This window comes from Aequorivita marisscotiae, assembly GCF_029814825.1.
GTDB classification, from domain to species: Bacteria; Bacteroidota; Bacteroidia; order Flavobacteriales; family Flavobacteriaceae; genus Aequorivita; species Aequorivita marisscotiae.
In genome coordinates this window covers 414,088-439,237 of sequence record NZ_CP122379.1, presented here as the reverse complement: position 1 = coordinate 439,237, position 25,150 = coordinate 414,088, and the positions used below count along the sequence as shown (strand labels likewise).

Annotated in this window: 21 protein-coding genes and 1 tRNA gene; 11 read left to right on the top strand and 11 right to left on the bottom strand. The window is 37.3% G+C overall.

Translation table 11 applies throughout. The features are described from left to right. Positions 1-276 precede the first annotated feature (276 nt). The 3 genes from QCQ61_RS02025 to QCQ61_RS02015 all read right to left on the bottom strand — a co-directional run bounded on the left by QCQ61_RS02025 (position 277) and on the right by QCQ61_RS02015 (position 3,562). Entirely contained in the window at positions 277-1,044 is a 768-nt protein-coding gene (locus tag QCQ61_RS02025; RefSeq protein WP_279449057.1) for a LytR/AlgR family response regulator transcription factor, read from the bottom strand. Continuing rightward, positions 1,044-2,933, bottom strand: a complete 1,890-nt coding sequence (locus QCQ61_RS02020) for a tetratricopeptide repeat-containing sensor histidine kinase (RefSeq protein ID WP_279449056.1) — start codon at positions 2,931-2,933, stop codon at positions 1,044-1,046. The genes QCQ61_RS02025 and QCQ61_RS02020 overlap by 1 nt, the downstream gene beginning before the upstream one ends. Positions 2,934-3,163: 230 nt before the next feature. After that, entirely contained in the window at positions 3,164-3,562 is a 399-nt protein-coding gene (locus QCQ61_RS02015) for a hypothetical protein (RefSeq protein ID WP_279449055.1), read from the bottom strand. A gap of 103 nt (positions 3,563-3,665) precedes the next feature. On the opposite strand from QCQ61_RS02015, the gene QCQ61_RS02010 reads away from it, so the two are divergent. Both QCQ61_RS02010 and QCQ61_RS02005 read left to right on the top strand, forming a co-directional pair. Next, positions 3,666-4,340 (top strand): RNA polymerase sigma factor, encoded by a 675-nt coding sequence (locus QCQ61_RS02010; RefSeq protein WP_279449054.1) that lies wholly within the window; start codon positions 3,666-3,668, stop codon positions 4,338-4,340. Between the two features lie 160 nt (positions 4,341-4,500). Continuing rightward, positions 4,501-6,435 (top strand): M1 family metallopeptidase, encoded by a 1,935-nt coding sequence (locus QCQ61_RS02005; protein WP_279449053.1) that lies wholly within the window; start codon positions 4,501-4,503, stop codon positions 6,433-6,435. A gap of 69 nt (positions 6,436-6,504) precedes the next feature. Here the strand turns inward: QCQ61_RS02005 and QCQ61_RS02000 are convergent, their stop codons facing one another. Both QCQ61_RS02000 and QCQ61_RS01995 read right to left on the bottom strand, forming a co-directional pair. Next, entirely contained in the window at positions 6,505-8,559 is a 2,055-nt protein-coding gene (locus QCQ61_RS02000; RefSeq protein WP_279449052.1) for a M56 family metallopeptidase, read from the bottom strand. 2 nt (positions 8,560-8,561) lie between these two features. Further along, positions 8,562-8,927, bottom strand: coding sequence for a BlaI/MecI/CopY family transcriptional regulator (locus QCQ61_RS01995; protein WP_279449051.1), 366 nt, complete (start codon positions 8,925-8,927; stop codon positions 8,562-8,564). A gap of 197 nt (positions 8,928-9,124) precedes the next feature. Here QCQ61_RS01995 and QCQ61_RS01990 point away from each other — a divergent pair, with 197 nt between their 5' ends. After that, the gene (locus QCQ61_RS01990) at positions 9,125-9,700 is read left to right on the top strand and encodes a PhnA domain-containing protein (protein WP_279449050.1); all 576 of its coding nucleotides are present in this window, start codon (positions 9,125-9,127) and stop codon (positions 9,698-9,700) included. Position 9,701: 1 nt separating this feature from the next. On the opposite strand, the gene QCQ61_RS01985 is transcribed toward QCQ61_RS01990, so the two are convergent. The 3 genes from QCQ61_RS01985 to QCQ61_RS01975 all read right to left on the bottom strand — a co-directional run bounded on the left by QCQ61_RS01985 (position 9,702) and on the right by QCQ61_RS01975 (position 14,843). Next, on the bottom strand, positions 9,702-11,453 hold the full coding sequence (locus QCQ61_RS01985) for a tetratricopeptide repeat protein (RefSeq protein WP_279449049.1): 1,752 nt from the start codon (positions 11,451-11,453) through the stop codon (positions 9,702-9,704). Further along, complete coding sequence (locus tag QCQ61_RS01980; protein ID WP_279449048.1) at positions 11,450-13,231, bottom strand: hypothetical protein; 1,782 nt, start codon at positions 13,229-13,231, stop codon at positions 11,450-11,452. Before QCQ61_RS01980 ends, QCQ61_RS01985 begins: the two co-directional genes overlap by 4 nt. A 223-nt stretch (positions 13,232-13,454) precedes the next feature. Further along, on the bottom strand, positions 13,455-14,843 hold the full coding sequence (locus QCQ61_RS01975; protein ID WP_279449047.1) for a dipeptidase: 1,389 nt from the start codon (positions 14,841-14,843) through the stop codon (positions 13,455-13,457). Between the two features lie 173 nt (positions 14,844-15,016). On the opposite strand from QCQ61_RS01975, the gene QCQ61_RS01970 reads away from it, so the two are divergent. Continuing rightward, positions 15,017-15,098: transfer RNA gene (locus QCQ61_RS01970), tRNA-Leu, on the top strand. Positions 15,099-15,155: 57 nt separating this feature from the next. Here QCQ61_RS01970 and QCQ61_RS01965 read toward each other — a convergent pair. Both QCQ61_RS01965 and QCQ61_RS01960 read right to left on the bottom strand, forming a co-directional pair. After that, positions 15,156-16,670 (bottom strand): catalase, encoded by a 1,515-nt coding sequence (locus QCQ61_RS01965; protein ID WP_279449046.1) that lies wholly within the window; start codon positions 16,668-16,670, stop codon positions 15,156-15,158. Between the two features lie 174 nt (positions 16,671-16,844). Next, a complete protein-coding gene (locus tag QCQ61_RS01960; RefSeq protein ID WP_279449045.1) occupies positions 16,845-17,885 on the bottom strand; it encodes an endonuclease/exonuclease/phosphatase family protein in 1,041 nt (346 codons plus the stop codon). A 102-nt stretch (positions 17,886-17,987) separates the two neighbouring features. Between QCQ61_RS01960 and QCQ61_RS01955 the strand changes: the two genes are divergently transcribed. The 6 genes from QCQ61_RS01955 (at position 17,988) to QCQ61_RS01930 (ending at position 23,373) form a co-directional block, all read left to right on the top strand. Continuing rightward, positions 17,988-19,454, top strand: a complete 1,467-nt coding sequence (locus QCQ61_RS01955; protein WP_279449044.1) for a T9SS type A sorting domain-containing protein — start codon at positions 17,988-17,990, stop codon at positions 19,452-19,454. Positions 19,455-19,675: 221 nt separating this feature from the next. Then, positions 19,676-21,070 carry a pyridoxal phosphate-dependent decarboxylase family protein gene (locus QCQ61_RS01950; RefSeq protein WP_373693818.1) on the top strand — a complete coding sequence of 465 codons (1,395 nt, stop codon included), beginning with the start codon at positions 19,676-19,678 and terminating at the stop codon, positions 21,068-21,070. Further along, a complete protein-coding gene (locus QCQ61_RS01945; protein ID WP_279449042.1) occupies positions 21,067-22,284 on the top strand; it encodes a BaiN/RdsA family NAD(P)/FAD-dependent oxidoreductase in 1,218 nt (405 codons plus the stop codon). The genes QCQ61_RS01950 and QCQ61_RS01945 overlap by 4 nt, the downstream gene beginning before the upstream one ends. A gap of 58 nt (positions 22,285-22,342) precedes the next feature. Further along, entirely contained in the window at positions 22,343-22,588 is a 246-nt protein-coding gene (locus QCQ61_RS01940; RefSeq protein WP_279449041.1) for a hypothetical protein, read from the top strand. After that, positions 22,578-22,847 carry a type II toxin-antitoxin system RelE/ParE family toxin gene (locus QCQ61_RS01935; RefSeq protein ID WP_279449040.1) on the top strand — a complete coding sequence of 90 codons (270 nt, stop codon included), beginning with the start codon at positions 22,578-22,580 and terminating at the stop codon, positions 22,845-22,847. Before QCQ61_RS01940 ends, QCQ61_RS01935 begins: the two co-directional genes overlap by 11 nt. A gap of 1 nt (position 22,848) precedes the next feature. Next, entirely contained in the window at positions 22,849-23,373 is a 525-nt protein-coding gene (locus QCQ61_RS01930; RefSeq protein ID WP_279449039.1) for a DUF1697 domain-containing protein, read from the top strand. Positions 23,374-23,382: 9 nt separating this feature from the next. Here QCQ61_RS01930 and QCQ61_RS01925 read toward each other — a convergent pair whose 3' ends face one another. After that, a complete protein-coding gene (locus QCQ61_RS01925; RefSeq protein WP_279449038.1) occupies positions 23,383-23,814 on the bottom strand; it encodes a hypothetical protein in 432 nt (143 codons plus the stop codon). 286 nt (positions 23,815-24,100) lie between these two features. Between QCQ61_RS01925 and QCQ61_RS01920 the strand changes: the two genes are divergently transcribed. Then, positions 24,101-25,144, top strand: a complete 1,044-nt coding sequence (locus tag QCQ61_RS01920; RefSeq protein WP_279449037.1) for a T9SS type A sorting domain-containing protein — start codon at positions 24,101-24,103, stop codon at positions 25,142-25,144. Positions 25,145-25,150 lie beyond the last annotated feature (6 nt).

The following is a 25,150-nucleotide window of genomic DNA, read 5'->3' as shown; positions in this document are numbered from 1 at the left end:
TAATAAATAGAATTAAATATTGCTAAAAACATGCGTGAGGAATGCATCTAAGTAACTGAAATACAACAAGTATGGAAAATGATTTAGGACGAAGAATAGCAATTTCTGTCCGAAGATGGCAAATTAGTTGCCGAAGGAAATTTTAACGAAATTGGAAGTTTATAATCGCGAGGTTTTGAGCCACGGCTTTTAAGATTTTATCTTTTAAGTAGGCAGTTAATATTTACAGGTATGCTGTCGTGAGCCTGAACGTCGTGATTTAAAAGTTTAAAATCTTTAAATTGTCTGCAACCTTTTAAGAAGCTCCGTGCGCATGGCTTTGCTCATAGGAATAGCCTTTTTTGCAATTACCACGTGCGTGCCGGCTACTTCGTCTATTTGTGAAATATTTATAATATACGATCTGTGTATTCTAAGAAAATGTTTCTGCGGAAGTTTTTCGTCTATATCTTTTAAGGTCATCACCAAAAGATATTCTCTTCCTTGCGAAAAAATTCGGCAGTAGTTGCGATCTGCTTCAATATAAAAAATGTCTTTAATATCAATTTTCAGCATTTTTTCGTTGTTCCGAACAAAAATGCGATCGTTTAAAATAAAATCGGTTGCGCTGCCATCGTCAAACAAATTATTATCACCGTTATTTTTACTTGCATCGGCAGTGTTTTCTATATTAATTCTTTCAATCGTCAATTCAATTGCACGTTGTAAATCTAGTTTTTTGAATGGCTTTGATATAAAAGCATAGGGATGGGTGGTTTTGGCACGATTAAAATGTTCGTCATCAGTATTTGCAGTTAAATATATGATGGGAATGTTGTATTGCTGTTCAATTATTTTGGCGGTTTCTATGCCGTCCATTTTACCTTTTAATTGTATGTCCATTAAAACAATATCCGGCCTATCAATATTTATATGCGAAAGCGCTTCTTCCCCTCGCGGCAAAATGCCCGTTACTTCATAACCAAGGTTGCTTAATTGCAACGAAATATTAGCGGCAATAACCATTTCATCTTCTACAATTAATATCTTGGTTACAGGATCCATTAAGCGGTTTTAAAATTTCTGAAATTAAAGAGTACGGTAGTTCCTTGGGTATTTTCTTCGGTTATAGTTCCGTTTAATTGTTGGGTAAGTAGTTGTATTAATTGTGTTCCAAAACCAGTGCCTTTGGGTTTTGAACCTTTTGTTTTCCCAATGCCATTGTCCGAAACTTTCAGAAATAACTCTTCGTTTTGTTTGCTTAGACTAATGTTTATTTTTCCCTGAGTTCCTTCGGGAAAGGCGTATTTTAAAGCGTTTGTTAAAAGCTCGTTAACGATTAATCCTATTGGCACTGCCGTGTCTACATCTAGATTTAAATGGTCCATTGCGCATTCTATTTTCACTTTTTCCTCTGCCTTAAATGTATCTAGAACGCCTTCGCTTAAATTAATAAAATAGTCCTTCATTTCAATACTGCCCAAGTTTTCACCTTGATATAGTTTTTGGTGAATTATACCCATACTTTGCACGCGGTTCTGGCTGGCGAGCATGGCCTCTTTACTTGCACCATCGTCTAATTTTGCAGATTGCAGGGCAATTAAACTCTTTACCATTTCCAGATTGTTTTTTACGCGATGGTGAATTTCTTTTAACAACAATTCGTTTTGTTTGTTCTTGGCATCCAATTCACTATTCAACAAAGCAAGTGCTCTACGCTTTTTGCGAATATTCTTTAAGGTAAAATACATCCCGAAAAGTATAATGGCCAACAAACCCGCAACGCCAATGTAAAGGATTTGTGTTTTACGTTGTTGTGCAATTTTTGCTTCTTGATTTAAAATTTCTATATCTTTTTGTGCGGTTTCGTATTTTACTTGTAGTTCGCTATCCTGTCGTGCAATTATGGTGTTCAGGTATTCTGTATGGCCTTGTTCGTATAGTTCGTGATATTGCAGAGCGTTTTTATAATCGCCCAATTCACTGTAAATATTGGCAACGTGCATATAGTTTTCCCATAGGTTTTTGGTGTTACCTATGCGTTTCATAATTTCTATAGCTCTTAAATTGTAAGGTAGGGCTTCGGCATATTTTCCTTGTAAAATATAAACGTGCCCGATGTTTGCTGTGGGAGGCATAGTATAACGGACGAGACCTATTTTTTTTGCGCCTTCATAACAGCGGTTGTAGTCTGCAATGGCATCGTCGTACCGTTCCATGTACTTATATATATTTCCGCGACCGTTGTAGCAGGCCAAGAGCGGCGCGTCTGTAATGCCTATTTTTTTATACAAATTGATGGCGCGGTTCATATTGCCAAGGCTTTTTTCCAAATCGCCCAGAAACAATTGGTTTTCAGATAATCGCCGGTAGGAGAGGGCTAGATCTTCTTCGTAACCGTTTTTTGTTTGAATTGCAATTGCTCTTTTGCAGTATTCTGCGCCTTCGGCATAGCTGTCTGAATAATAAAGTAGGTCGCTTATTTTTGTGTAGCATTGCGCAATTCCGCGCTCGTTGTTTACTTTTTCGTACAGCGCCAATGCTTTGTAAACTGCTTGCGAACCTAAATCGTATTCGGCAGTACCACTGTAATTGGTTGCAAGTAAAAGATACGTATCTGCCAACTTGTTTGGCAGCTTTAATTTTTCATAAACTGAAATTGACTTTTTTAAATAAACAATCGAAGAGTCTAATACCGTGTTGTCTTCATGCCATTTTGCTAAACTAATGTAAGATTTTGCGAGGGTTTCAAAATTCTTATCTTTTTGGGCTCGCTCAATAGTTTTTTTAAGATTGTTGTACTCGCTAACCGTGTCATTAATACTTACATTTTCTGCATCCGAATTTAAATACGAACTTTTTAGCGTGTCTTCTTGGTTTTGAGAAGGAGTTTGAGGAAGACTACTCCACGAAACACAAGCTAATACTACTATGAGTAATAGTGGTTTCATCATTAGTTGAATGGTTATAAGTGGATTATAAATTTACAACTATTTTTTTTTAGCGACCAAAAATGAGAAACTATTTCTATTAATTTCTGCTGTAAATTTTTGATAATTTAATTTACTTTTTGAATTATTGTGCTCTGATTTTTAAAATTTTAAAATAATTATATAGCCTAAAAAACAAATCTTCCCCATCACAAATTGTAGTGACAGAGAAGATTTACAATAAAAAAAAGAAACTAGGAAGCTTTGGGGACAGTTTCAGAACCGCTTAATTTTGCCAGGACAAAAGCGGCAATGGCCATAACAATATCGCGTACCGCAACATCCGGTTGATGCCAGGTAAACAGTAAGCTTAAAGCAATTAGTAATAGCCAAATAGAAACTATATAAGCCCCCAGTTGGGTTTTGGTGAAAACAAGTATTCCCGCAACAATTTCAACAACCCCAACAATCATCATAAAAGTTGTTGCACTTATGGGTAATATATCTACCATGGAAGGTGCCAAATAATTGCTCCAATCTGTCAGAATATTTAAAAATTTGTCCACGCCAGCGGCAATGGGGACTATAGTAAAAGTGTATTTTAATAGAGTCTGTAATTTGCTGATTTCAGCATTGTTTATTAGTGTTTTCATAGTTTTTAGAATTAAAGTTCTATCGGTTAGATGTATTATGCGAAAAACGGTTACAAAATTTGTAACTTAAGCTTGGTTATTGCATCTAAAAGAAAAACAACTTATGAAGGCGACACAAACCAACAGATCTGCTGATACCCAATTAACCGATTCTATCGTTGTGCAACGGGTGTTGGAAGGCGAAAAAGAACTTTTTGAAATTTTGATGCGACGCTATAATCAGCGTCTGTTTAGGGTGGTTCGGAGCTATATTTATTCTGAAGACGATGTACAGGATATTTTGCAGGATGCCTACGTAAAAGCTTTCACAAAACTTTATCAATTTAACAACCAATCTTCCTTTTCTACCTGGCTCACTAGAATAGCCATTAACGAAGCACTTCAAATAATTCGAAAGAAAAAAAGGCAAATGACGAATTATGGAAAAACCGAAAGTTTAGAAAATGTTTTTCATCTGCCAGACACAAATACTATGAATCCAGAAAAGCAAGCTATAAAAACAGAAACCAAAATATTGGTTGAAAAAGCTGTTGATGCACTTCCAGAAAAATACAGAGTGGTATTTATACTGCATCAAATAGAAGGATTGTCTAATCCTGAAATAGCTGCTTGCTTAAAACTGAGCGATAGCAATGTAAAGGTGCGTTTGCATCGTGCCAAAAATTTATTGAAAGAAGAACTCTTTAAAACCACCCACGATCCCTCGGTGTTTGAGTTTGGAAATCATAAATGCGACGTATTGGTTGCAAATGTTATGAAGCGCATTCAAGATTTATAAGCTGTGTTTCTTAGAAATTTTAAAATTACAATCAGCTCTGAAAAAGGTGGAATTGAGCGTGCTTTCATTTTATCTGAAGTTGCGCTAAAGCATCTACTTTAACACCCTATTTCAAATTGTATTTAGTACATTAGCAGATTATTTTTAAAATTGAACAACGATGAAGTATTTTGCTGGCAGCCTATTATTCATGCTGCTTTCCTCCACAGTATCTTTCACTTTGAATGCACAGGAAGTAAATCAAGACAACCAACATCTCTTTAATAATTTTACCTACAGACAGGGCAATGCCTACAGAACCGCCTCGGGGAAACCGGGCCCGGAATACTGGCAAAATGCAGCAGATTATAACTTGGATGTTACTTTAGACGATAAAAACCACACCGTTTCGGGAAATGTTACCATTCAATACACAAACAATAGTCCTGAAACCTTAGATTTTATTTGGATTTATTTGGAACAAAATCGCTTTACCGAAAATTCGCGCGGTACATTAACCACTTCAATTCAAGGTGGTAGATACAGTGGCGATGTTGAAGGCGGTTATACCCTCTCTAACGTTTCCGCTAAAACTGATACGGGCGTTTCTTCAAAATATATAATTACGGATACCCGCATGCAACTTTGGTTGGATAAACCCTTGGCAGCTAATGGAGGCGAGGTTGAGATAAAAATGGATTTCAAATTTAAAGTGCCCGTAGAAGGTATGGATCGCATGGGCAGATTAGAAGTAAAAGATGGCACTATTTACGCCTTGGCACAATGGTATCCTAGAGTAGCGGTTTTTGACGATGTGGTAGGATGGAACACAGATCCGTATTTGGGTGCGGGTGAATTTTATTGCGAATATGGAGACTACAATGTAAAAATTACCGCCCCGGCAAATCTAACGGTTGTTTGCTCCGGAATTTTACAAAACCCAAAAGAAGTATTGACTAAGGAGCAACAGGAACGTTGGGAAAAAGCCGAGAAAAGCGACAAAACGGTTTACATTATAAAACCAGAGGAAGTTGGTAAACCTATTGCCCAAACCAAAACCAACGGCACACTTACTTGGCATTTTAAAATGGAAAACACTCGCGATGTGGCTTGGGCCGCTTCAAAGGCATTTATTTGGGACGCTGCTAAAATGAATCTTGGCAATGGCAAAACGGGGTTAGCGCAATCGGTTTATCCAAAGGAAAGTGATGGGCAAATTGCTTGGTCACGTTCTACAGAATATACAAAAGCTTCAATAGAATTTTATTCAAATAATTATTACCCATATCCCTACCATAACGCAATTAACGTTGCAGCTAGCGTTGGCGGAATGGAATATCCAGGCGTTAGTTTTTGCAGCTATCAAAGTAAAGGCTCTTCGCTGTGGAGCGTAACAGATCACGAGTTTGGTCACAACTGGTTCCCGATGATTGTGGGAAGCAATGAGCGCCGCTATGCTTGGATGGACGAAGGTTTCAATATATTTATAAACCATTACAGTACCGAAGCTTTTAACAATGGCGAATTCCCCACCAGATCTAGCAGTCCGCGCAGCCTAATTGGGTATCTTACTTCAGAAAGTAGAGAAGGTATTGATACCTATCCAGATGTAGCCAATCCAAGAAATTTAGCTTATACCGCATATTACAAACCTGCTGCAGGGCTTTATTTGCTTCGCGAATACATAATTGGCCACGAGCGTTTTGACAATGCGTTTAAAAGTTATATTGAAACTTGGGCGTATAAACATCCACAGCCGAATGATTTTTTTAATCATTTTGAAAACGTTACGGGCGAAGATTTAGCATGGTTTTGGAAAGGATGGTTTTATGGCAATGGCAACATAGATTTGGGCATTGTGGAAGTGAAACCGTATAAAGGCAATTCGTTAATAACGTTGGAAAATAAAGGGGAAATACCAATGCCCGTAAAATTTCAGGTTATCTATACCGATAACGCTTCGGAAATTGTTGAATTGCCAGTTGAAATTTGGCACCGCGGCAATAGTTGGACCCATCTAATAAATAGCACCAAAGAAATAAAACGCGTGGTGTTGGATCCCGATAAAATTATTCCCGATGTAAATGTGTTAAATGATACTTGGAATAAGTTATAATCCATTTAGCGAAAGAAAAGCCTCTAAAAACAAGAGGTTTTTTTTGTAAGATATTTGAAGAAATTCAGATTAACATCCTCCCAAAATCACTTTTGGATAATTGCTTACATCAATGGTTGCTTCATTACTTTTCCGTACCAAATCAATCGCCTCATCTGTGCTGTATTTGTGAGGGCCTATATAAAAAGTAGCACCTCTTTTCCCCAATTCCTTTACGTATTCAACTGGGTTTGAATTTGGTGGCGGGGGGGCTTGGGCTGCCGTATATAAATTGCCGTTTTCGGCTGAAGGTGCTTTTGACTGTTCTTTAACCTCTATTTTAGTTTTATCGAAAGGTTCTTCATATAAATGAACAATCCCTACTTCACCTCCAGGTTTGCCAATATAAATCCCCAGATTATTGTTGTTGTCGAGTAAGTGGTTGGCTTTTTCAAAAGTGATTCTCTCTCCTTTAAAATAGTAAGTAGCTTCCCTAAATTTCTTGTTGTCCTCTTCTTTGGAACTGAATTGCTTTGGCGGCGGTGGCGGGGGAATTTCACTTTTATCGCCCTTTTTTACTTTCGGTGGTTTCGGTGGCGAAGGCGGAGGCGGCGGAATACATTCCGGAAAAGGCTGCGCTATTGCCTTTTGTGCATCGGTCATTTTTCTGTAGATAATTTCCAATCGCTCCAAATCCTTCTTTTTGATGATGCGTTTTTCAATTTCAACAGCGTTGTATTTTAACGCTAGTTTGTCGTATTCGGCGAGTTCGGCTTTTGTAGCTTTTTGCTGGATAATTTTCCCAGTGTTTTCGTCTCTTTCTTCGGGTTCGCCAACTTGAATGGACCACGGATTATTTTCGTCATTTTTCACATTAGTTCTTGTCGCTTTAAATTTTTCAAGATCCTTTAAATATTCCTGATATAAAATTCTAGCTTCTTCAATAGTTTTTCCTGAGTATGAATTTACGATAACATTTGTATCCAAATTGGCAGCTTCCAGGTTTTTTATATTGGACATGCTTAGTTTTCTCAAGTTATTCGCATAAAGTATTTCTATTATATTTTTAGCTAAAACTTTATCATCATCATTGTGGAACCCCACAGTGGCCGAAATATATTTTTGCTTTTGTTCGGCTGTTAAATGTGTATTTCGTTTGTTGATTTCACTTTTTAAATCTTCAAAATCTACAGAGAAACCATTTAGGGTTAATTGAGAGTCTTTATCAATTACAATTCTTATATCCTCTATAGTGTCGGTTGTAATAGTTGTGTTCTTTTCAGAAACCTTCGCTAAAACTTCCTTTGTACTAAACCCATAAATTAACAGGGAAAGTATGGGTAAAATTAAGAGGCTTCGAAGCCAAATGGCTCTTTTTGACGTGTGTATTTTCATAACTGTAAAACGTTTTTTGATTGATGAATAATTGAGTGAATGTGCCAACGAGGGCGTTAAAGCATTTGATGAGAATGCAAGTAGTATTTTTTGATATTCCGAAGTTTGCGCGCCAGAGTTCAATACTGCTTGGTCTGCCAAAAATTCGTGGTTTAGCTTAATACTGCTTTTTAAGAAAGCGAATAGGGGGTTAAACCAAAATACAATTTGTAAAATTTCGACTAAAAGTATATCTAAACTGTGATTTTGCCGTGCGTGGGTTTCTTCATGCTGCATAACTTCGGCGGGGATTTCACCGTTTGTAAACTGTATTTTATTTAAAAAAATATAGTTGAAAAATGTATGTGGAACAACAGTTTCGCTTAAAAGCACATGAATAAAACTACTGTTTTTATATTTTGGATTTTGTTGAATTCTCTGAACTAATGCCAGCAGATTTCGAATAAATTTCACACTAAAAAACAATACTCCCAAACCGTAAATTGTCCATAAAACAAACGGCCAATAATTTATCGTTATTTTGGTTTCGGCGTGTATGGGTTGCAAAATTTGGTCGTTATAAATAGTAACGCTCGGCGATATTGCTACATAACTGGTAAAGGTTATTAGAGGAATAAAAAAAGCGGCGCAAAAGCTTCCCAATAAATAAAAACGCTTAAAAGTGTGCATGGAGGTTTTTTCCAAAACAATTTTGTAAAATGCGAAAAGAACTGTTAGAATGGCTGCGGATTTCAGTAAATATACTACCATAACTACTTCTTTTTAATTTCTGAATCTATTAGAGCCTTTAATTCCTCCAGCTCTTTTTTGGAAAGATTGGTTTCTTCCGTAAAAAATGAAGCAAATTGCGACGGACTGTTGTTAAAGAAATTTTTTATCAACCCATTTACGTGTTTTGAAAAATAATCTTTCTTTTTCACCAATGGGAAATATTCGCGCGATCGCCCCAGTTGTACGTAATCTACAAACCTTTTGTCCTGCATGCGTTTTAAAAGCGTGGCAACGGTAGTTGTGGCAGGTTTTGGTTCTGGATAAGCTTCAACTAAATCTTTCATAATTGCACGCTCCTTTTTCCAGAGGAGCTGCATTAATTGTTCTTCGGCATTTGAGAGCGTCATCTTTGTATTTTTAAAACTAACTCTACAAACGTAGAACAATTATTTTAATTCTACAAATGTAGAGGTTAAAAAATTTTCAAATGACAAATCCCAAATTTCAAAGTCGTAACCAAAACCTTTTTAAAGTTATGAACTGGTCTCGATTTGGGTTTCGGTTTCGAGTTCAAAAGAATATCTTTGACCCAAATTATTTTAAGATGAGTTTAGAGAAAGAATTACAACAGCGAAGCGATAACAAATGTGAACTTTGCGGAAACGAAGAAAATCTTAGGGTTTTTGAAGTGCCAAATTCCCCAACAGACGTGGCCGAAACAACTATTTTAATCTGCCATACTTGTAATGAACAAATAGAAGACCCAGAAAAAGTAGATGCAAACCATTGGCGATGCTTGAATGATAGTATGTGGAGTACAGTTCCTGCAGTACAGGTTATGGCTTGGCGCATGCTAACCCGTTTAAAAGCCGAAGGTTGGCCACAGGATTTGCTGGATATGATGTATCTGGAAGACGCAACAAAGGAATGGGCAAAGGCAGGTGTAGCAGAAGCAAAAGCCGATGCCGTTATTCATCGCGATAGCAACGGTGTTATTTTGGAAGCGGGCGATTCTGTAGTTTTGATAAAAGATTTAAAAGTGAAAGGTAGCAGTATGGTTGCCAAGCAGGGAACGGCCGTACGCAGAATTTCGCTCGATCACGAAAACGAAAAATATATTGAAGGTAAAGTAGATGGCCAACAAATTGTGATTATCACAGATTTTGTAAAGAAAATATAGGCTAGTATTTATAATTCAGCTTTTTAATAAATTCTTTAAAGCGAGGTTGGTCTCTATAGGGCTCAAAAGTAGGTTCATACGGTAATTCTATTAATCCGAGATCATTGTTGGTTCTGGCTTTCTCTAACCAAAAATACATTTGGGTTTCGTTATTGAGCACGGCATAGGTACTGGCAATTTGGAAGCCCCATGCTTTTTCAAATTCTTTGGTAAGTTTATTTAACGCGGCATCAGATTTTTCCGTATCGCCCAAAAAATAATATATCATAGCTTGTACATGTAATTGAAACCCTTCTAAAGGTTCTTTTTCTATAACTTTTAAAGCTTCTTTGTACCGTTTTTGATACATTAATGTAAGTGCAAGTTGCGAATATGCCAAATCTTGATCTGGGTCTAATTTTATAGATTTTTTAATATTTAATTCGGCTTCCGGAAATTTTTTAGCCATGTAATATGTGTTTGCCAGCGCATAGTAATTGTTGGCATTCAAAGGATCTATCGCAAGCACTTTTTTAAGAATGTTTATTGCTTCTTCTGCATTGCCTCGGAGTAATGCTATCTCTGATGCTCTGTGCAAAGCAGTTTCATTATTGGGCTCTAAGCTTAATGCTTTGTTTGTAAGTTTAGCGGCTTTGCCGATATCGTTTTCATATTCTAAGGAGGATAATGCCATAAAAGCATACGTTTCGGCATAGGTACTGTCTGCTTTTATTGCTCTTTCAGCAATTTGCGAAGTAACTTTTTTTGCCTGTTCAAAATCTATTGTTCCGTAATTGTTTTGCACGTGATAAATATTTCCTAAAAGCACTAATGCGGGAACGTAGGTAGAATCAATAGCCAGGGATTGTTTTATTAACTGCTCAGATTCTATTAGCGAAGCCTCGTCAATGTTACTTCTAAAAACGTATCTGCCTTCTAAAAACAATTCGTACGCTTCGGTGTTAGATTCTTTAACCTTCGGAATTATATTGTCGAGAATGCGTAACTGAAGATTTTCTGCAACAGCCTCAGCGATTTCATTTTGAATTTTAAAAATGTTTTTCAGTTCTTTTTCCCAAGTTTGAGACCAAATATTGTTGTCGGTTTTTGTTTCCACAAGATTTACGCTTACCCGTAGTGTGCTGTCCTGGGCGCGTACACTGCCTTCGAGAATATAACTAACGTGAAGTGCTTTTGCAATTTCGGGCAGGTCCATAGCTTTGTTTTTAAACGAAAAAGCAGAGGTGCGGGAGGTAACTTGCAGTTCGTTTATTTTCACCAATGAATTAAGCACCTCTTCTGCCAATCCATCGGCAAAATAACCCTGTTGCTTATCGGGGGTGATATCTGAAAAGGGTAAAACTGCAATAGATTTTTCGGGAATTGTTTCTGTAGCAATGGCGGTTTCTTTTTTTTCGGCCCGTAATCTAAATCTATCTACAAACAATAAAATTATTGCCAGGGCCAAAAACGCAATGATAAAAGTGTTGAGTTTTTGCCCTGTTTTTTGTGAAATTGATTTTTCTCTTGGAACATTCTTTGTTTTTTTTATACCATCAGCCGTAATTTCAAAGAACCATGAAATGCAAATCCAAACGGGCAAAAGCACAATTAAAATAATTAGCAACATTTTGCCAAACCAGGCCGGGGCATTTATTATGGGGCTGAGTATGGCGATAACCTGTAGCAGAACCCAAGAAAACACCAAATAGGAAACTGTGCCTTTAAAGACATTTCTTCTTTTTAACTCATTAAAAAATTCGTTTAGATTCATTGGGTATCGTTAGCTGTTTCGGGAAAACCCATCTTTTCTATAAAGAGTTGCCATCTTTTATCGTTGTGTAAATTTCTAAAACGCGGTTCGGAAAGCACTTCGTTTAATCCTACATCGTGCAGTTTGTATGCTATGTCTAGCCATTTAAAAGCGTTTTCGGTATCGCGTCTAAACGAATAGCTTTCGGCAATTTGGTACGCCATTTCTTGCTCATATTTTAAAATAAGTTCGTTCAGATATGCATCAGATTTTTCTTTTTCATTTAATTTAAAGTAGATATCGGCATACATCTGTAAGCGCCATCCTTCATCTTTCTCTGCCTTTATAGCTTCAAGAGCTTCATTTGGTTTATTCTGCTGTAATAAAACCCTTGTGTAATAATAATGAATGGCATACCGATTGGGTTGTAATTCTATACATTTCTTGGCAGCATCTACGGCTTCGTCGAGCCTATTTGCACAATAATATACGTTTACCAATTGGTAATATATGTCTGGGTTAAGAGGGTCTAAACTTGCCGAATATTCCTGCAGCCGCAAGGCTTTTTCAATATTGCCAAGTGCAATGGCAAGTACCGCAGTTAAGTTTATTATTTCGGGATTGGAACCGTCTAGTTTTAGCGCAATTGCATTAAGTTTTTTGGCTTTGGTAAAATCCCAGTTATATCCTAATTCAATATCGGCTAGGTAGGCGTATGCTAAGGCATTATTTGGCTCAATTTCCAACACTTTCTTTGCTGCTTTTGTCGCCAAACCATAGCCCTCGTCAAAAGTTAAGGTGCCGTTGTTGGCCTGTGTTTGATATATATTTGCCAATAATAACCAAGCCGGAACGTAGTTGCTGTCTATTGCCAAAGCTTGTTTTGCAAAAGATACAGCCTGTATTAATTGTTGGGGATCGCTGGAAAAATGCGATTCGTGAATTGCCTGTAAATACAATTTATATGCTTCGGGATTTGTTTTTTTAGATTTTGGAAGGGGTTTTGTGTCCAATAAATTAATTTCCAACGCTTTTACAACAGCTTCCGATACTTCGTCCTGAATTACAAATATGTTATCTAAAGTTCTGTCGTATGTTTCAGACCACAAGTGTTTATCGTTCTTTGCATCGATGAGCTGTGCAGTAATACGAAGAAGGTTTCCCGATTTGCGAACACTTCCTTCTAAAATGTACGAAACATTTAGTTTTTTGGCGATGTCGGTAATTTTTAGTTCAGAATTTTTAAAAGAAAATGTTGAGGTTCGTGAAGTTACTTTTAGATTGGTTACTTGCGACAGCAGATTGAGAAGTTCTTCGGTAAGTCCGTCGGCAAAATAGGCGTTGTCCTTTTGTTCCGAAAAATCTTGAAATGGAAGTACGGCTATGGTCGTAGCGTTTGTCGCTAAAACTAAACTACTAATGTTGTTTTCGGCTTTTTTGTCGGTTATAATAAACCTGTCAACAATTAAAACTGCGAGTATTAAAACTAAGAAGGCAATTATGATTTTATTGAGACGTTTTCCGGTTTTTTTTCGAATGGAAGCAGATTCGGTTACTTTACTGGTTCTTTTTATGCCTGTGGGAGTAAATTCATAAATCCAAGAACCCAATAAATAAAAGGGGAAACCTATTAAAAGTAGGTAAAACAGGCTTTTTGAAATCCATAGCGGCATTTCCAAAATATCTCCCAATAGCGCAACAATACGTATAAGTAACCACGCCACAACTACATACGAAATTGCGCTTTTTATTACGTTACGTCGTTTTAGTTCATTCCAAAAGCTATTTTTTCGCTTCACAATTTAGATTCTTTGGTGAGGAATCTAATCCTAAAGATAGCGAAATTATGTTTTAAAATTCTATTTAAAAGTTTACGCGGTTAATTACATTCCAATTTAAATGGGAATGAATTTATCCTAAAAAACAGTGTAGGCTTAACAATTTAGAATTTTGCTGAGTACATATAACAATTTATTTCTCCACCGAACCTCCCCGCTAAAAGGGAGGTGTGGAGATTATTTTTTATGAACTCATTTTAGTAAAATAATGATAAAATTGTGGAATGGTTTCTATTCCTTTTAGGTAATTCCAAATACCAAAATGCTCGTTTGGCGAGTGGATGGCATCGCTATCCAATCCAAATCCCATTAAGATTGTTTTGCTTTTTAATTCTTTTTCAAACAGCGCTACAATTGGAATGCTACCACCGCTTCGCTGCGGAATAGGCGTTTTGCCGAAGGTTGCCTCATACGCTTTTTCAGCAGCTTTGTAACCCAGACTATCAATCGGGGTAACATACGCCTGCCCGCCGTGATGCGGTTTTACCTTAACGCGAACGCCTTTTGGAGCAATACTTTCAAAATGATTTTTAAAAAGTTCCGTAATTTTTCTCCAATCTTGGTCTGGCACCAATCGCATACTTATTTTGGCAAAAGCTTGACTAGCAATAACTGTTTTTGCACCTTCACCAATGTAGCCGCCCCAAATACCGTTAACATCTAAAGTTGGGCGAATGCTATTTCGCTCGTTTGTGGAATATCCTTTTTCCCCATAAACGGAGTCGATATCAATAGATGCTTCGTAATCTTTTAAGTTGAATGGAGCTTCTGCCATTTTTGCGCGTTCATCGGTTGAAAGTTCTTCAACATCATCATAAAATCCTGGAATGGTAATATGGTTGTTTTCGTCGTGAAGGGACGCAATCATTTTAGTTAAAACGTTTATTGGGTTTGCCACTGCACCGCCGTAAAGACCGCTGTGCAGATCGCGATTTGGTCCCGTAACTTCCACCTCTACATAACTCAAGCCGCGAAGTCCCGTAGTTATTGAGGGTACGTCTTTAGAAATCATACCGGTATCGCTAATTAAAATAACATCATTAGCGAGTTTTTCTCGGTTTCGGGTTACAAACCACTCTAAGCTGCTGCTACCCACTTCCTCTTCGCCTTCAATCATAAACTTCACGTTGCAAGGCAATTGATTGGTTTCGGTCATATATTCCAGCGCTTTTACGTGCATATACATTTGGCCTTTATCGTCGCAACTTCCGCGGGCAAAAATAGCGCCTTCAGGATGTAGCTTGGTTTTTTTAATTACCGGCTCAAATGGCGGGCTATCCCACAAATCCAATGGATCTGGCGGCTGCACATCGTAATGTCCGTATACCAAAATAGTGGGCAATTTTTTGTTTATTATTTTTTCACCGTAAACAATAGGATACCCGGGTGTTTCGCAGATTTCAACTGTGTCGCAGCCTGCTTTTTTAAGTTGATTTTTTACTGCTTCGGCAGTTTTTAAAACATCCTTTTTATAGGCTGAATCTGCACTGATAGAAGGTATTTTCAATAGTGAAACCAATTCGTCTATAAATCGATCTTTATTTTTTTCAATGTAAGGTTTTGCGCTTTTCATAAATTACTATTTGAATAAAAGCGAAGTTACAAAAACAACCCTCCTTCATTGAAGAAATATAGATATTTTATGACATTGAAAATTTTCCGAAAAGATTTGGTTGAAAAATAAAATTCTTGTTTATATTTGCACTCCTTTTACAATAAGTAATAACTTTTGTGGGAGAATTTAATGCAGGCGTGGTGGAATTGGTAGACACGCTAGACTTAGGATCTAGTGCCTTACGGTGTGAGAGTTCGAGTCTCTCCGCCTGTACTAAACAAAAAAGCCGACTTTAACTAGTCGGCTTTTTTTATATAATGATTTGTGAGTTTATCGTTGTGAGGGGCTGGGGGCCCATCTGTTATATGGAGCCATGTCAAAACTATCAACTTCTTCCATTGTTAAATCCAGCGCTTTAGCCACACCTTCGCCATATTCTGGATCTGCTTTATAGCAATTTCTAATATGGCGAATCTGAATAAACTTTTCTGCACCCCCTACTTGAGCTGCAGTATTATCAAACAATTGCTGTGCTTTCCCATCGCTCTTTATTATGCGGAATAAATCGCCTGGTTGTGTGTAGTAATCTTCATCGTCATCTCTAAAATTATGGGCATAGGCATCGCCATTTAATTCCAACGGTGGTTCTTTTGCATCGGGCTGTTCTTGCCATTGTCCGTAGCTGTTTGGCTCGTAATGTTTGGTTGCTCCATAATTGCCGTCTACGCGCATAGCGCCATCTCTGTGATAAGCGTGATACGGGCAGGTAGGTTTATTTACAGGAATTTGGTAATGATTTACCCCCAATCTATAACGTTGTGCATCACCGTACGAAAACAATCGTCCTTGTAGCATTTTATCTGGAGAAAAGCCAATTCCAGGTACTATATTCGTTGGGTTAAAAGCTGCCTGTTCAACATCTTGAAAATAATTTTCGGGGTTTCGGTTTAATGCAAATTCACCTACAGGAATAAGTGGAAAATCTTTTTTAGACCAAACCTTGGTTAAATCGAAAGGGTGAAAGCGATATGTTTTTGCCTGCTCTTCGGTCATAACCTGAATAAACATCTTCCACTTTGGAAAATCTTTCTTTTCAATGGCGTCAAACAAGTCTCTTTGCGAAGACTCTCTATCAATACCCACTAATTCTGCGGCTTCTTTATCCGTTAGATTTTTAATACCTTGTTGGGTAATAAAATGGAATTTCACCCAGTGCCTAACGTTGTCATTGTTTATTAAACTATAAGTATGGCTTCCAAAGCCGTGCATATGTCTGTAACCTTTTGGAATGCCGCGATCGCTCATAACAATGGTAATTTGGTGTAAAGCCTCAGGTAGCAATGTCCAAAAATCCCAGTTGTTGTTGGCGCTCCGCAAATTAGTTTTTGGGTCGCGCTTTACGGCGTGGTTTAAGTCTGGAAATTTCATTGGGTCACGGAAGAAAAAAACAGGTGTATTATTTCCAACTAAATCCCAAATACCTTCTTCGGTATAAAATTTTAAGGCAAAACCCCTAATATCTCTTTCGGCATCGGCAGCGCCTCTTTCCCCGGCAACGGTGGAAAAGCGACTAAACATTTCGGTTTTTTTGCCCACTTCACTAAAAATTTTCGCTTTGGAGTATTTCGAGATATCGTGCGTAACCGTAAATGTTCCGAAAGCTCCCGAACCTTTGGCGTGCATTCGCCTTTCGGGAATTACTTCTCTGTCAAAATTCGCCATTTTTTCGAGAAACCATGCGTCTTGCATAAGCATTGGGCCGCGTGGTCCGGCGGTTTGTACATTCTGATTGTCTGGAACAGGTGCTCCAGTTTGTCTTGTTAATTTCGATTTTTTATCCTCCATAATGCTCCGTATTTAAATTATTGATATAGCCTATGAAGTTACAATAATTTTGAAACTTTTAAAATTGTGTAGCTGCGTAGTGTGTGTGGCGGAAAAAATATCTAAAAACAAGACGCAAAACAAAAGATTACTGAGAGGGGATATTTTAAATTATAAAACGAAAGAATGGCAATATTATGTATTGTTTTTTCCTTCATCTACTAACTCCTCAATTTCTTCTTTTTCTTCGCCGTTTAATTTAGGATTCTCAGGAGTTTTTACTTTTTTTTTATGATGGATTTCATAATACATAGCAAAATGATCGCTGCCAAAATTTTTAGAACGAATCATTTTTCCAACATACAGATCGCGCGTGTGGAATAGATGGTCCAAAGGAAATCGTAAAAAGAAATAGTTAGCATGATAGGTAGAAAAGAAACCACGGCCTACACGCGGATCTATCATTCCCGTCATTTTTTTGAAAAGGCGGGTGGTGCGGCTCCAAACAACATCGTTCATATCTCCACAAACAACTGTTGGTTTGTCTAGTTTTCGTATTCGTTTTCCTGTAATCATTAACTCTGCATCGCGCTCTTTAGAGGTTTCATTTTCAGTGGGGCTGGGAGGAGCGGGATGTAAACAGCAGAAAAATATTGGCGAATACTTATCGGTGTAGTAATCGAAAAAAATTGAAGGCTTATCGCCTTCGATTTGGTATTTTACCTCCACATTTTTCAATTCTTTTTTAGAATACAAATGCATTCCGTAAAAATTTTCTAAGGGTACTTTTACGGTGAATGGGTAGTTGTTTTCAAGTTCTGAAAGTCCGTTTTCCCAATCTTTGTTCGATTCCATTACCAAAACCAAATCTGGTTTAAATCGTTTTACTTCGGCTAAAAATTGAGGATAGCTTGTATTGGTTTGCAAAACATTTCCGGCTAAAATAGAAACGTGGCCATCGCTCGCAGCGTGCGATCTTCTTCTTGGAAATAAAAAACTATACGGAAACACTTTATAGAGCTGATACAATACGCTGGCAATTAAAGCTATTGCGAGGGCATAACTAAAAGCCGAGTAGTTTTCTTCAAAATAGAAAAACAGCCCAAGTAAAACTAGTTGTATAAATAAAGATTGCAATCGTACAAAATCTGCGGTTCTGAAAAACCAATGCGGGTTTCCAGTTGCAGGAAAAAAGGGGCTGATTATAAAAAATAGCATCAAAACGTATAATACCATATTTCAAAGTTACCGCTTTTGTAATTATGTAAAACCAATTAAATAACTTTTTTGCTTAATTACATATCCCTACTTTTGCCACATTCTAAAAAATAATTAAAAATGAAAAAAACTATTTTTAGTGTCTTCTTTACACTTTTAAGCTGTGCTTTGATTGCACAAGATTACACAACTCCAAATACAGGTGTTACCTATTCGCTAGACGACATTGCGGCTGCAAGCCCTTCTACCATTACTGTTTCTGGTAGTGACTACACGCTTTTGGGAAATCTTACAATTTCGGAAAATGACGCGCTGCTAATAGACGCCGATTTAACTTTACTTATTGATTTTGAAAAAAGAGTTACGATTTTTGGCGATTTCACAGTAGATGCAAATGCTGTAACCATTACAGCTTTAGACGAAAACGCACCCTACGACGGTTTTCGCTTTGAGGAATTTTCAACTATAGATATAAAAAATGCAACCATAACCTACGGGGGTGGTTTGCGAGTTTTAACCGAAACTTTCTCCATAGATAACTGTACGCTTACTAATAATGTTTCCGGAACAACAAGTAGTGCTGTAATTCAACTTTCTCGCGGAACGCCGCAAATTACCAATAATACTATTTCATCCAATAGCAATCCGGCAATTGGTTCTGCTGCAAATTCGGCTGTTTCGGCCTATATTTTCAACAATACCATCCAAGGTAACAATATTGCAAATTCTAACAGACCGCAAATTAATTTGGGTACCACATTGGCAAATACTACATTAGAGATTATTCAAAATACAATCATTGGCGATCCTGCTTTAGACCAAGCTGGCGGTATTGCCATTGCCAATTTCGTGGGCGGCGATGTAAATGTGCTAATTGAAAATAACACAATTCGCGGCAATCGGTACGGAATTACTATTTTGGGTAATGTAGATTCGGCAGAAATAAAAAATAATATAATTGAAGACAATAACATTCAGGGAGATCCTTTGCTCGGTGGAAGCGGAATAAACCACAATGCTTCTAATGTTGGAACTGCAATAATTGTTTCGGATAACCAAATAAGAAGAAACCTTTGGGGAATTACACTACAAGGCTCAGCTACGGCAAATCTCGGAGATGACGCAGGTAATCCGGGCAATAATATTTTTGCCGAAAACGAAAATGGAGGCGTAGTGTACGCACTGTACAACAACACGGCAAACCCGATTATGGCTAAAAATAACTGCTGGATCGAAAACCAGGAAAGTACTCCGGAACAAGTAGAAGATGTAATTTATCACAGCGTTGACGACCCTACTTTAGGCGAGGTTACTTTTAATCCTTTTTTATGTGGCGTATTGGGTGTTGCGGAGAATACGGCCGAAAACTTTAACTTTTATCCAAATCCGGTGAAAAACGAAATTAACTTCAACAACCGTTTTGTTTTTGAAAAAGTTGAAATCTATAATGTACAAGGAAGTTTAATTGCTTTAAAAACAATTTCTGAAGGGCAACAATCTTTGCCAATTAACTTATCTCCTGGTATGTATTTTGTGAAATTCAGCAATAATACACAAACGGTTACAAAGAAAATGATTGTAAAATAACGCGATAGTTTATTCAATCGCAGTACGTGACCGCTTTACAGGTCTGGACTACGTTCGGTGCTACAATTTTTTTAAAATGCCTTGGTTTTTACATCAAGGCATTTTTATTATATAAAAGCCTAATTTCCCTTCATAAAACTGTAATTTTGCACTTTAAAATTTCAAAATACACATCCGTGAAAATTCAGAATAAAGCAACGTTAGAATTGAGCCATGACGAAATGAAACACTATGGTTATAAAGTAGTTGATGCCATCGTGGAGCATTTTGCAACCCAAAACGAAAAACTACCCGTAGTTTCTGGGTCACGAGAGGAAATGGAAGATTTATTTCTTGAAGATGCACCCGAAAAATCCAGCGATCCACAAAAGGTTTTAAATTTTGTTTTAAACGAAGTAATGACCAAAAGCAATATTGTTTCGCATCCAAAATCCTACTCATTTGTTCCGGGGCCGAGCAATTATATTAGTGCCATGGCAGATGGGTTGGCTTCAGGTTTTAATATATTTTCTGGAGGTTGGCAAGCCTCGCCCGCTGCAGCCGAAATGGAAATAGTTACTATGAACTGGTTGTTAAAAATGTTCGGTTTTCCTCAGAAAAAAGGAGGTGGAATTTTTACGAGTGGTGGTTCAATGGCCAATTTAACTGCGTTGGTTACAGCACGTACGGTAAAATGTGGCGACGATTTTAGCAAGGCAGTAATTTATCTTTCAGACCAAGCGCATTCCTCAAATATTAAGGCCATTCGTGTGCTCGGTTTTAAAAAGGAACAAATTAGAGTAATCCCCACCGATGGCGAGTTTAAATTTTCGCTCAATAAATTAAAGAACGCAATTGCAAAAGATAGACTGGAAGGTTTGCAGCCTTTTTGCTTAATTGCAACTGCCGGAACTACAAATACGGGAACGGTAGATCCGTTATCGGAGATTGCAAAAATTTGTAAAAAGGAAGATATTTGGTTTCATATTGATGGGGCTTACGGAGGTTTTGCAATTCTTTCTGAAGACGGAAAAAAAGCGATGAAAGGAATTGAAAAGGCAGACTCCTTAACTGTCGATCCACATAAATGGTTTTATCAACCGTATGAAATAGGATGTTTATTAATTAAAAATCACAAGTGGTTAAAGGGAACTTTTACCGAAAAACCTGAATACCTTCGCGATATTGAAGGCAATACTTCCGAGATAAATTTTTACGATCACGGGATTGAATTAACACGCCGTTTCCGCGCATTAAAATTTTACATGTCTGTAAAAACTTTTGGAATGGGCGAATTTAGAAAAGCTATTTCATACAATATTAAATTGGCAGAAGCTACCGAAAGCTTTCTTCGTACAAGTTCTAATTGGGAAGTAATTTCGCCGGCAACTTTGGCGGTTATCAACTTTAGATATAACCCAATTGGCAACAAGCTCTCAGAGAAAAAATTGGACGCTTTAAACCAGCGGATTTCACAAAGTGTTGTAAATTCCAAAGAAGCATTATTAGTAACCACGGTGCTCAATGGGCAAGTGGTGCTGCGTATGTGTTTAATAAATCCGCGAACAACTCTCACTGATGTAAAAGAAACAATTGCGCTTTGCGAATCTTTTGCAGCCGAAAAAGCACTTGTTTGAAAAAGGCCGATATACTACTAATTGGCGGTGGGGCAGCCGGATTTTTTACAGCAATTAATGTTGCGGAAAGGAATCCGAATCTTAAAATTATAATCCTCGAACGCGGAAAGGAAGTACTCACAAAAGTGAAAATTTCTGGCGGTGGAAGGTGCAATGTTACCCACGCCGAATTTATCCCGAAAGAATTATCACAAAACTATCCGCGGGGTGAAAAGGAGCTTTTAGGGCCTTTCCACACTTTTATGACTGGCGATACCATTGAATGGTTTCAGAATAGAGGCGTGGAGCTAAAAATTGAAGAAGACGGCCGTATGTTTCCGGTTACAGATTCTTCCCAAACAATTATTGATTGTTTTTTGTCTGAAGCCAAACGGTTGGGTGTTGAAATTCTGTTAAATGAACCCGTAAAAGAAATTCAGAAGGAGGGTGAATCCTTCATTTTACATACAACCTCGGAGACTTTTTCGGCAAAAAAACTAGTTGTTGCCACAGGTAGTAATCCGAAGATTTGGAAAATACTTGAAGGTTTGGGACATACCGTTGTGCCTGCGGTGCCTTCGCTTTTCACTTTTAATATTAAAGATAGCCGTATTGCAGATTTACCCGGCTTAAGCACCGATGTAACGGTAAAAGTACTAGACAATAAAAGCAAAACACTTTTAGAAAGTAGCGGTGCGCTTTTAATTACCCATTGGGGAATGAGTGGCCCCGCCATTTTAAAACTTTCGGCTTGGGGCGCACGACTTTTGGAACCTTTAAAATATAATTTCAATATTGAAATAAATTGGTTGAATACACTTTCTGAAGAAGATGTTTTAGATTCTTTAAAGGAATTAAAATCATTTCAAGGGAAGCAGACCATATTTAAGTATGCCCAGTTCGATCTGCCTAAACGACTTTGGCAAAGTATTATTAAATCTTCGGGAATTAACGAACGCCTAACTTGGGCCGAAGCTACGCGCGAAAATCTATTAAATATTGCAAATCAGTTAACCGCGGCAATTTTTGAAGTTACTGGAAAAAGTACTTTTAAGGAAGAATTTGTAACAGCTGGTGGAGTAGATTTAAAAGAAGTGAACTTCAAATCTTTTGAAAGTAGAATTTGCCAAAACCTATTTTTTGCGGGCGAAGTGCTTAATATTGATGCTATTACTGGAGGTTTCAATTTTCAGAGTGCTTGGACGAGTGGGTTCGTTGTTTCACAAAATTTATAATTAATTTTTGAAATTCAGTATTAGATTGTATATATTTGATATATACAATCTATATACAATGGGAAAGACAAAAAAATTGATCGAGCTGGATAATAAAACAATTGCTATTCTTGAAGAACAGGCAAAAATAAACAAGCGTTCTTTAAAAAATTTCCTTGAATGGTCTTTGGAAGAAACGGCACTGCGTTTAGCAGAGCCCAGTGAGGAATATAAGGCTATGATGGATATATTGAAGAAACGTGATGCAGAAGGGAAATTAAAATGGTATACCTCCGAAGAAATAAAGAAGAGCTATGGCAGATAAAACATTCTTTTCGGAGGATGCCAAGCGTGATATTTACAGAGCGAAATGCCAATATGATCTTGCTCAAAAGGGAGACTTGTTCTTAGATGATATCTTTAATACATTAGAAGTTATTAAATTGATGCCGGAAGCGTTTCAGATTCGGTACGATTCTGTACGCATTGTTGCTTTAGAATATTTCAGCTTTAATATTCATTATGAACTGACAGATGGCAGTATAAAGATTTATAAGGTTCTTCACCAGCGCCAAAACTATTAAAATGAAAACCCACATTGCTCTCCTTCGCGGTATTAACGTTGGCGGACATAAAAAACTGAAAATGGCAGATTTAAAACTTCTTTTTGAAGGATTGGGTTTTGAAAATGTGGTTACTTATATACAAAGCGGGAACGTGATTTTTTCTGCTGCGGGAGAAAGAAGTCTTTCTGAAAAAATTTCAAATGAAATAACGAATAAGTTTGGTTGGGAAGTTCCCGTATTAGTAAAAACAGGCGAGGCAATTGCCGAAATTTTAGCCGATTGTCCTTTTGACGAAACAAAGAAAACTGAAACCTATTATATGTTACTTACATCGCCACCCAAAGCGAAATTAATGGAGGCAGTGCGCGAAATTAGCTACCCAAATGAAGAATTTGTGTTGACCCCAGAATGTGTTTATATCTACTTCGGCAATGGTTACGGCAATGCAAAATTGAACAACAACTTCTTTGAGAAAAAGCTGAAGGTTGCGGCTACTACGCGCAACCATCGTACGCTTGCTAAATTGGTGGCGTTGGCGGGATAGCTGTTTGTTTTATATTAATAACAAAATTTGAATCACTAATAGTATCAGATTTATTAAGCCAAAAGAAACGTTTATAATTGTTGCTTTATTATTTAATTTATATGCTTTGAGAGTTGATTTAGCTAGCTTTATCTCTAATTGGGATTTTTGATAGTCACTATTTAGCATAATATCCCAATCTCTATAATCTTTTACGGACGACTCTGCTTTGTATTTTCCAGATTGCGTAATCAAAGAAGTAATTCTGACTTTTTTTAAAACTTGTTCTTTATCATTATAAACTTGTTCAGTTCCTAAAATTTCTGCCATTGCCCAACCTACACGGCAATAACCATTATCATCATCGTTAATATGTGATTTAATTTTTTTGATTATTTTCTCGACATTCTCTGAGGTCATTTCGAATGTAAAATCACTGTTTTTACTTTGATCTAGTTTCATAAAAGAATATTTATTGAAATGATGGAACTAATTTAAAGCTACAAATAAATTTATTTTAGGCTTTACTTCCCATTCCCCCCTCTTCCAAACAGCATACCTTTCAGCAAAATATGCATTCCTTATTTCAGAATATTCGGAAGTGAAAACCGTAAAAGGATCTCCCGGAAAATATTCAGACTGAAAATTTGTGTTTAAGGGTTTTAAATTTACAAAAATTCTTCCCAAAAGAATGATGACCAATTACTCAATCTTCGATATATGGTTATAATCCTTAAAATTATAAGTCATGAAAAATTTACTTCTTTTTACTTTTTTGTTCGCACTTATTGCAGCTAACACCAAAGCGCAGAATTTGCTCGGAGCTGCAACAGATGTTTATGTAATGGAAACTTTTACCAATCCGGGGCAGTTTGGCACTATTCCGCTTGCAGGGCCGTATTACCCATTGGGTACTGTAATTACGGGTAATGCTTTTACTATGTTGGGAGGTGATTTTAACGATGCTGGCGAACTTTATACATTTGTATATCAAGCCCCAGATTATGTACTGGGAATTGTAGATTTAAGTACGGGAGCTGTAAACTATGCCGCTACCGTATCCGGCAATGTAGGTGGCCAATTTTTAAGTCAGTTATCTTTTAACACCACAAATAATACTTTTTACGCATTGAGTGCAGACCCTAACAATAACTCCGGAACACAGTTTTATGAGGTTAATATTACCACCGGCGTTCTAACACCAATAGGTGCTGGTACAGGTATTTTAAATGGCGTTGCTATGGAAATAGACAACAACGGAAACGTGTACGTTGCCGATGCTAACACAGGAAATTTGTATACTGTAGATATTAATACGGGTGTTGGCAGCGTAGTTGGCAATATGCTTCCCAATGGAATGTACCCGGTGCGAAGCGGGTTTTCCATAGACCCCGGCACCAATGTTATGTATGCAGTTTTGCAGAATAGAGAAGGTGCTATTTGGTCTACTTTTTATACGGTTAATCTTTCTAATGGAGCTCTTACAACCCTTGGATTTGGAGGTTCCAGAAAATACAGTCTTTTTGCGATTAATGGTGAATCGCTTGGGGTAAGCGAGAACGATCTGGCTTTGGTAAGTGTGTACCCAAATCCAGCTACCAACAAACTATACATTGAGAATCCAACTGGAGTGGCATTAAAAAACGTTACGCTTTTTGATATGCTTGGCAGAGATACCGGTTCAATTTTTTCTAATGGAGAAGTAAATATTGAAAATCTTGTAAGAGGTGCTTACATACTTCAACTAGAAACTGAAAATGGCACAATAACAAAAAAGATAGTAAAGGAATAGTTTAAA

Coding starts and splice junctions, on each gene's coding strand:
- QCQ61_RS01985 (WP_279449049.1), bottom strand. CDS start 11,453: ATGAATCTAAACGAATTTTTTAATGAGTTAAAAAGAAGAAATGTCTTT.
- QCQ61_RS01955 (WP_279449044.1), top strand. CDS start 17,988: ATGAAAAAAACTATTTTTAGTGTCTTCTTTACACTTTTAAGCTGTGCT.
- QCQ61_RS01965 (WP_279449046.1), bottom strand. CDS start 16,670: ATGGAGGATAAAAAATCGAAATTAACAAGACAAACTGGAGCACCTGTT.
- QCQ61_RS02020 (WP_279449056.1), bottom strand. CDS start 2,933: ATGATGAAACCACTATTACTCATAGTAGTATTAGCTTGTGTTTCGTGG.
- QCQ61_RS02000 (WP_279449052.1), bottom strand. CDS start 8,559: ATGGTAGTATATTTACTGAAATCCGCAGCCATTCTAACAGTTCTTTTC.
- QCQ61_RS01930 (WP_279449039.1), top strand. CDS start 22,849: ATGAAAACCCACATTGCTCTCCTTCGCGGTATTAACGTTGGCGGACAT.
- QCQ61_RS01925 (WP_279449038.1), bottom strand. CDS start 23,814: ATGAAACTAGATCAAAGTAAAAACAGTGATTTTACATTCGAAATGACC.
- QCQ61_RS01975 (WP_279449047.1), bottom strand. CDS start 14,843: ATGAAAAGCGCAAAACCTTACATTGAAAAAAATAAAGATCGATTTATA.
- QCQ61_RS02005 (WP_279449053.1), top strand. CDS start 4,501: ATGAAGTATTTTGCTGGCAGCCTATTATTCATGCTGCTTTCCTCCACA.
- QCQ61_RS02015 (WP_279449055.1), bottom strand. CDS start 3,562: ATGAAAACACTAATAAACAATGCTGAAATCAGCAAATTACAGACTCTA.
- QCQ61_RS02025 (WP_279449057.1), bottom strand. CDS start 1,044: ATGGATCCTGTAACCAAGATATTAATTGTAGAAGATGAAATGGTTATT.
- QCQ61_RS01920 (WP_279449037.1), top strand. CDS start 24,101: ATGAAAAATTTACTTCTTTTTACTTTTTTGTTCGCACTTATTGCAGCT.
- QCQ61_RS01940 (WP_279449041.1), top strand. CDS start 22,343: ATGGGAAAGACAAAAAAATTGATCGAGCTGGATAATAAAACAATTGCT.
- QCQ61_RS01960 (WP_279449045.1), bottom strand. CDS start 17,885: ATGGTATTATACGTTTTGATGCTATTTTTTATAATCAGCCCCTTTTTT.
- QCQ61_RS01935 (WP_279449040.1), top strand. CDS start 22,578: ATGGCAGATAAAACATTCTTTTCGGAGGATGCCAAGCGTGATATTTAC.
- QCQ61_RS01950 (WP_373693818.1), top strand. CDS start 19,676: ATGAAACACTATGGTTATAAAGTAGTTGATGCCATCGTGGAGCATTTT.
- QCQ61_RS01990 (WP_279449050.1), top strand. CDS start 9,125: ATGAGTTTAGAGAAAGAATTACAACAGCGAAGCGATAACAAATGTGAA.
- QCQ61_RS01995 (WP_279449051.1), bottom strand. CDS start 8,927: ATGACGCTCTCAAATGCCGAAGAACAATTAATGCAGCTCCTCTGGAAA.
- QCQ61_RS02010 (WP_279449054.1), top strand. CDS start 3,666: ATGAAGGCGACACAAACCAACAGATCTGCTGATACCCAATTAACCGAT.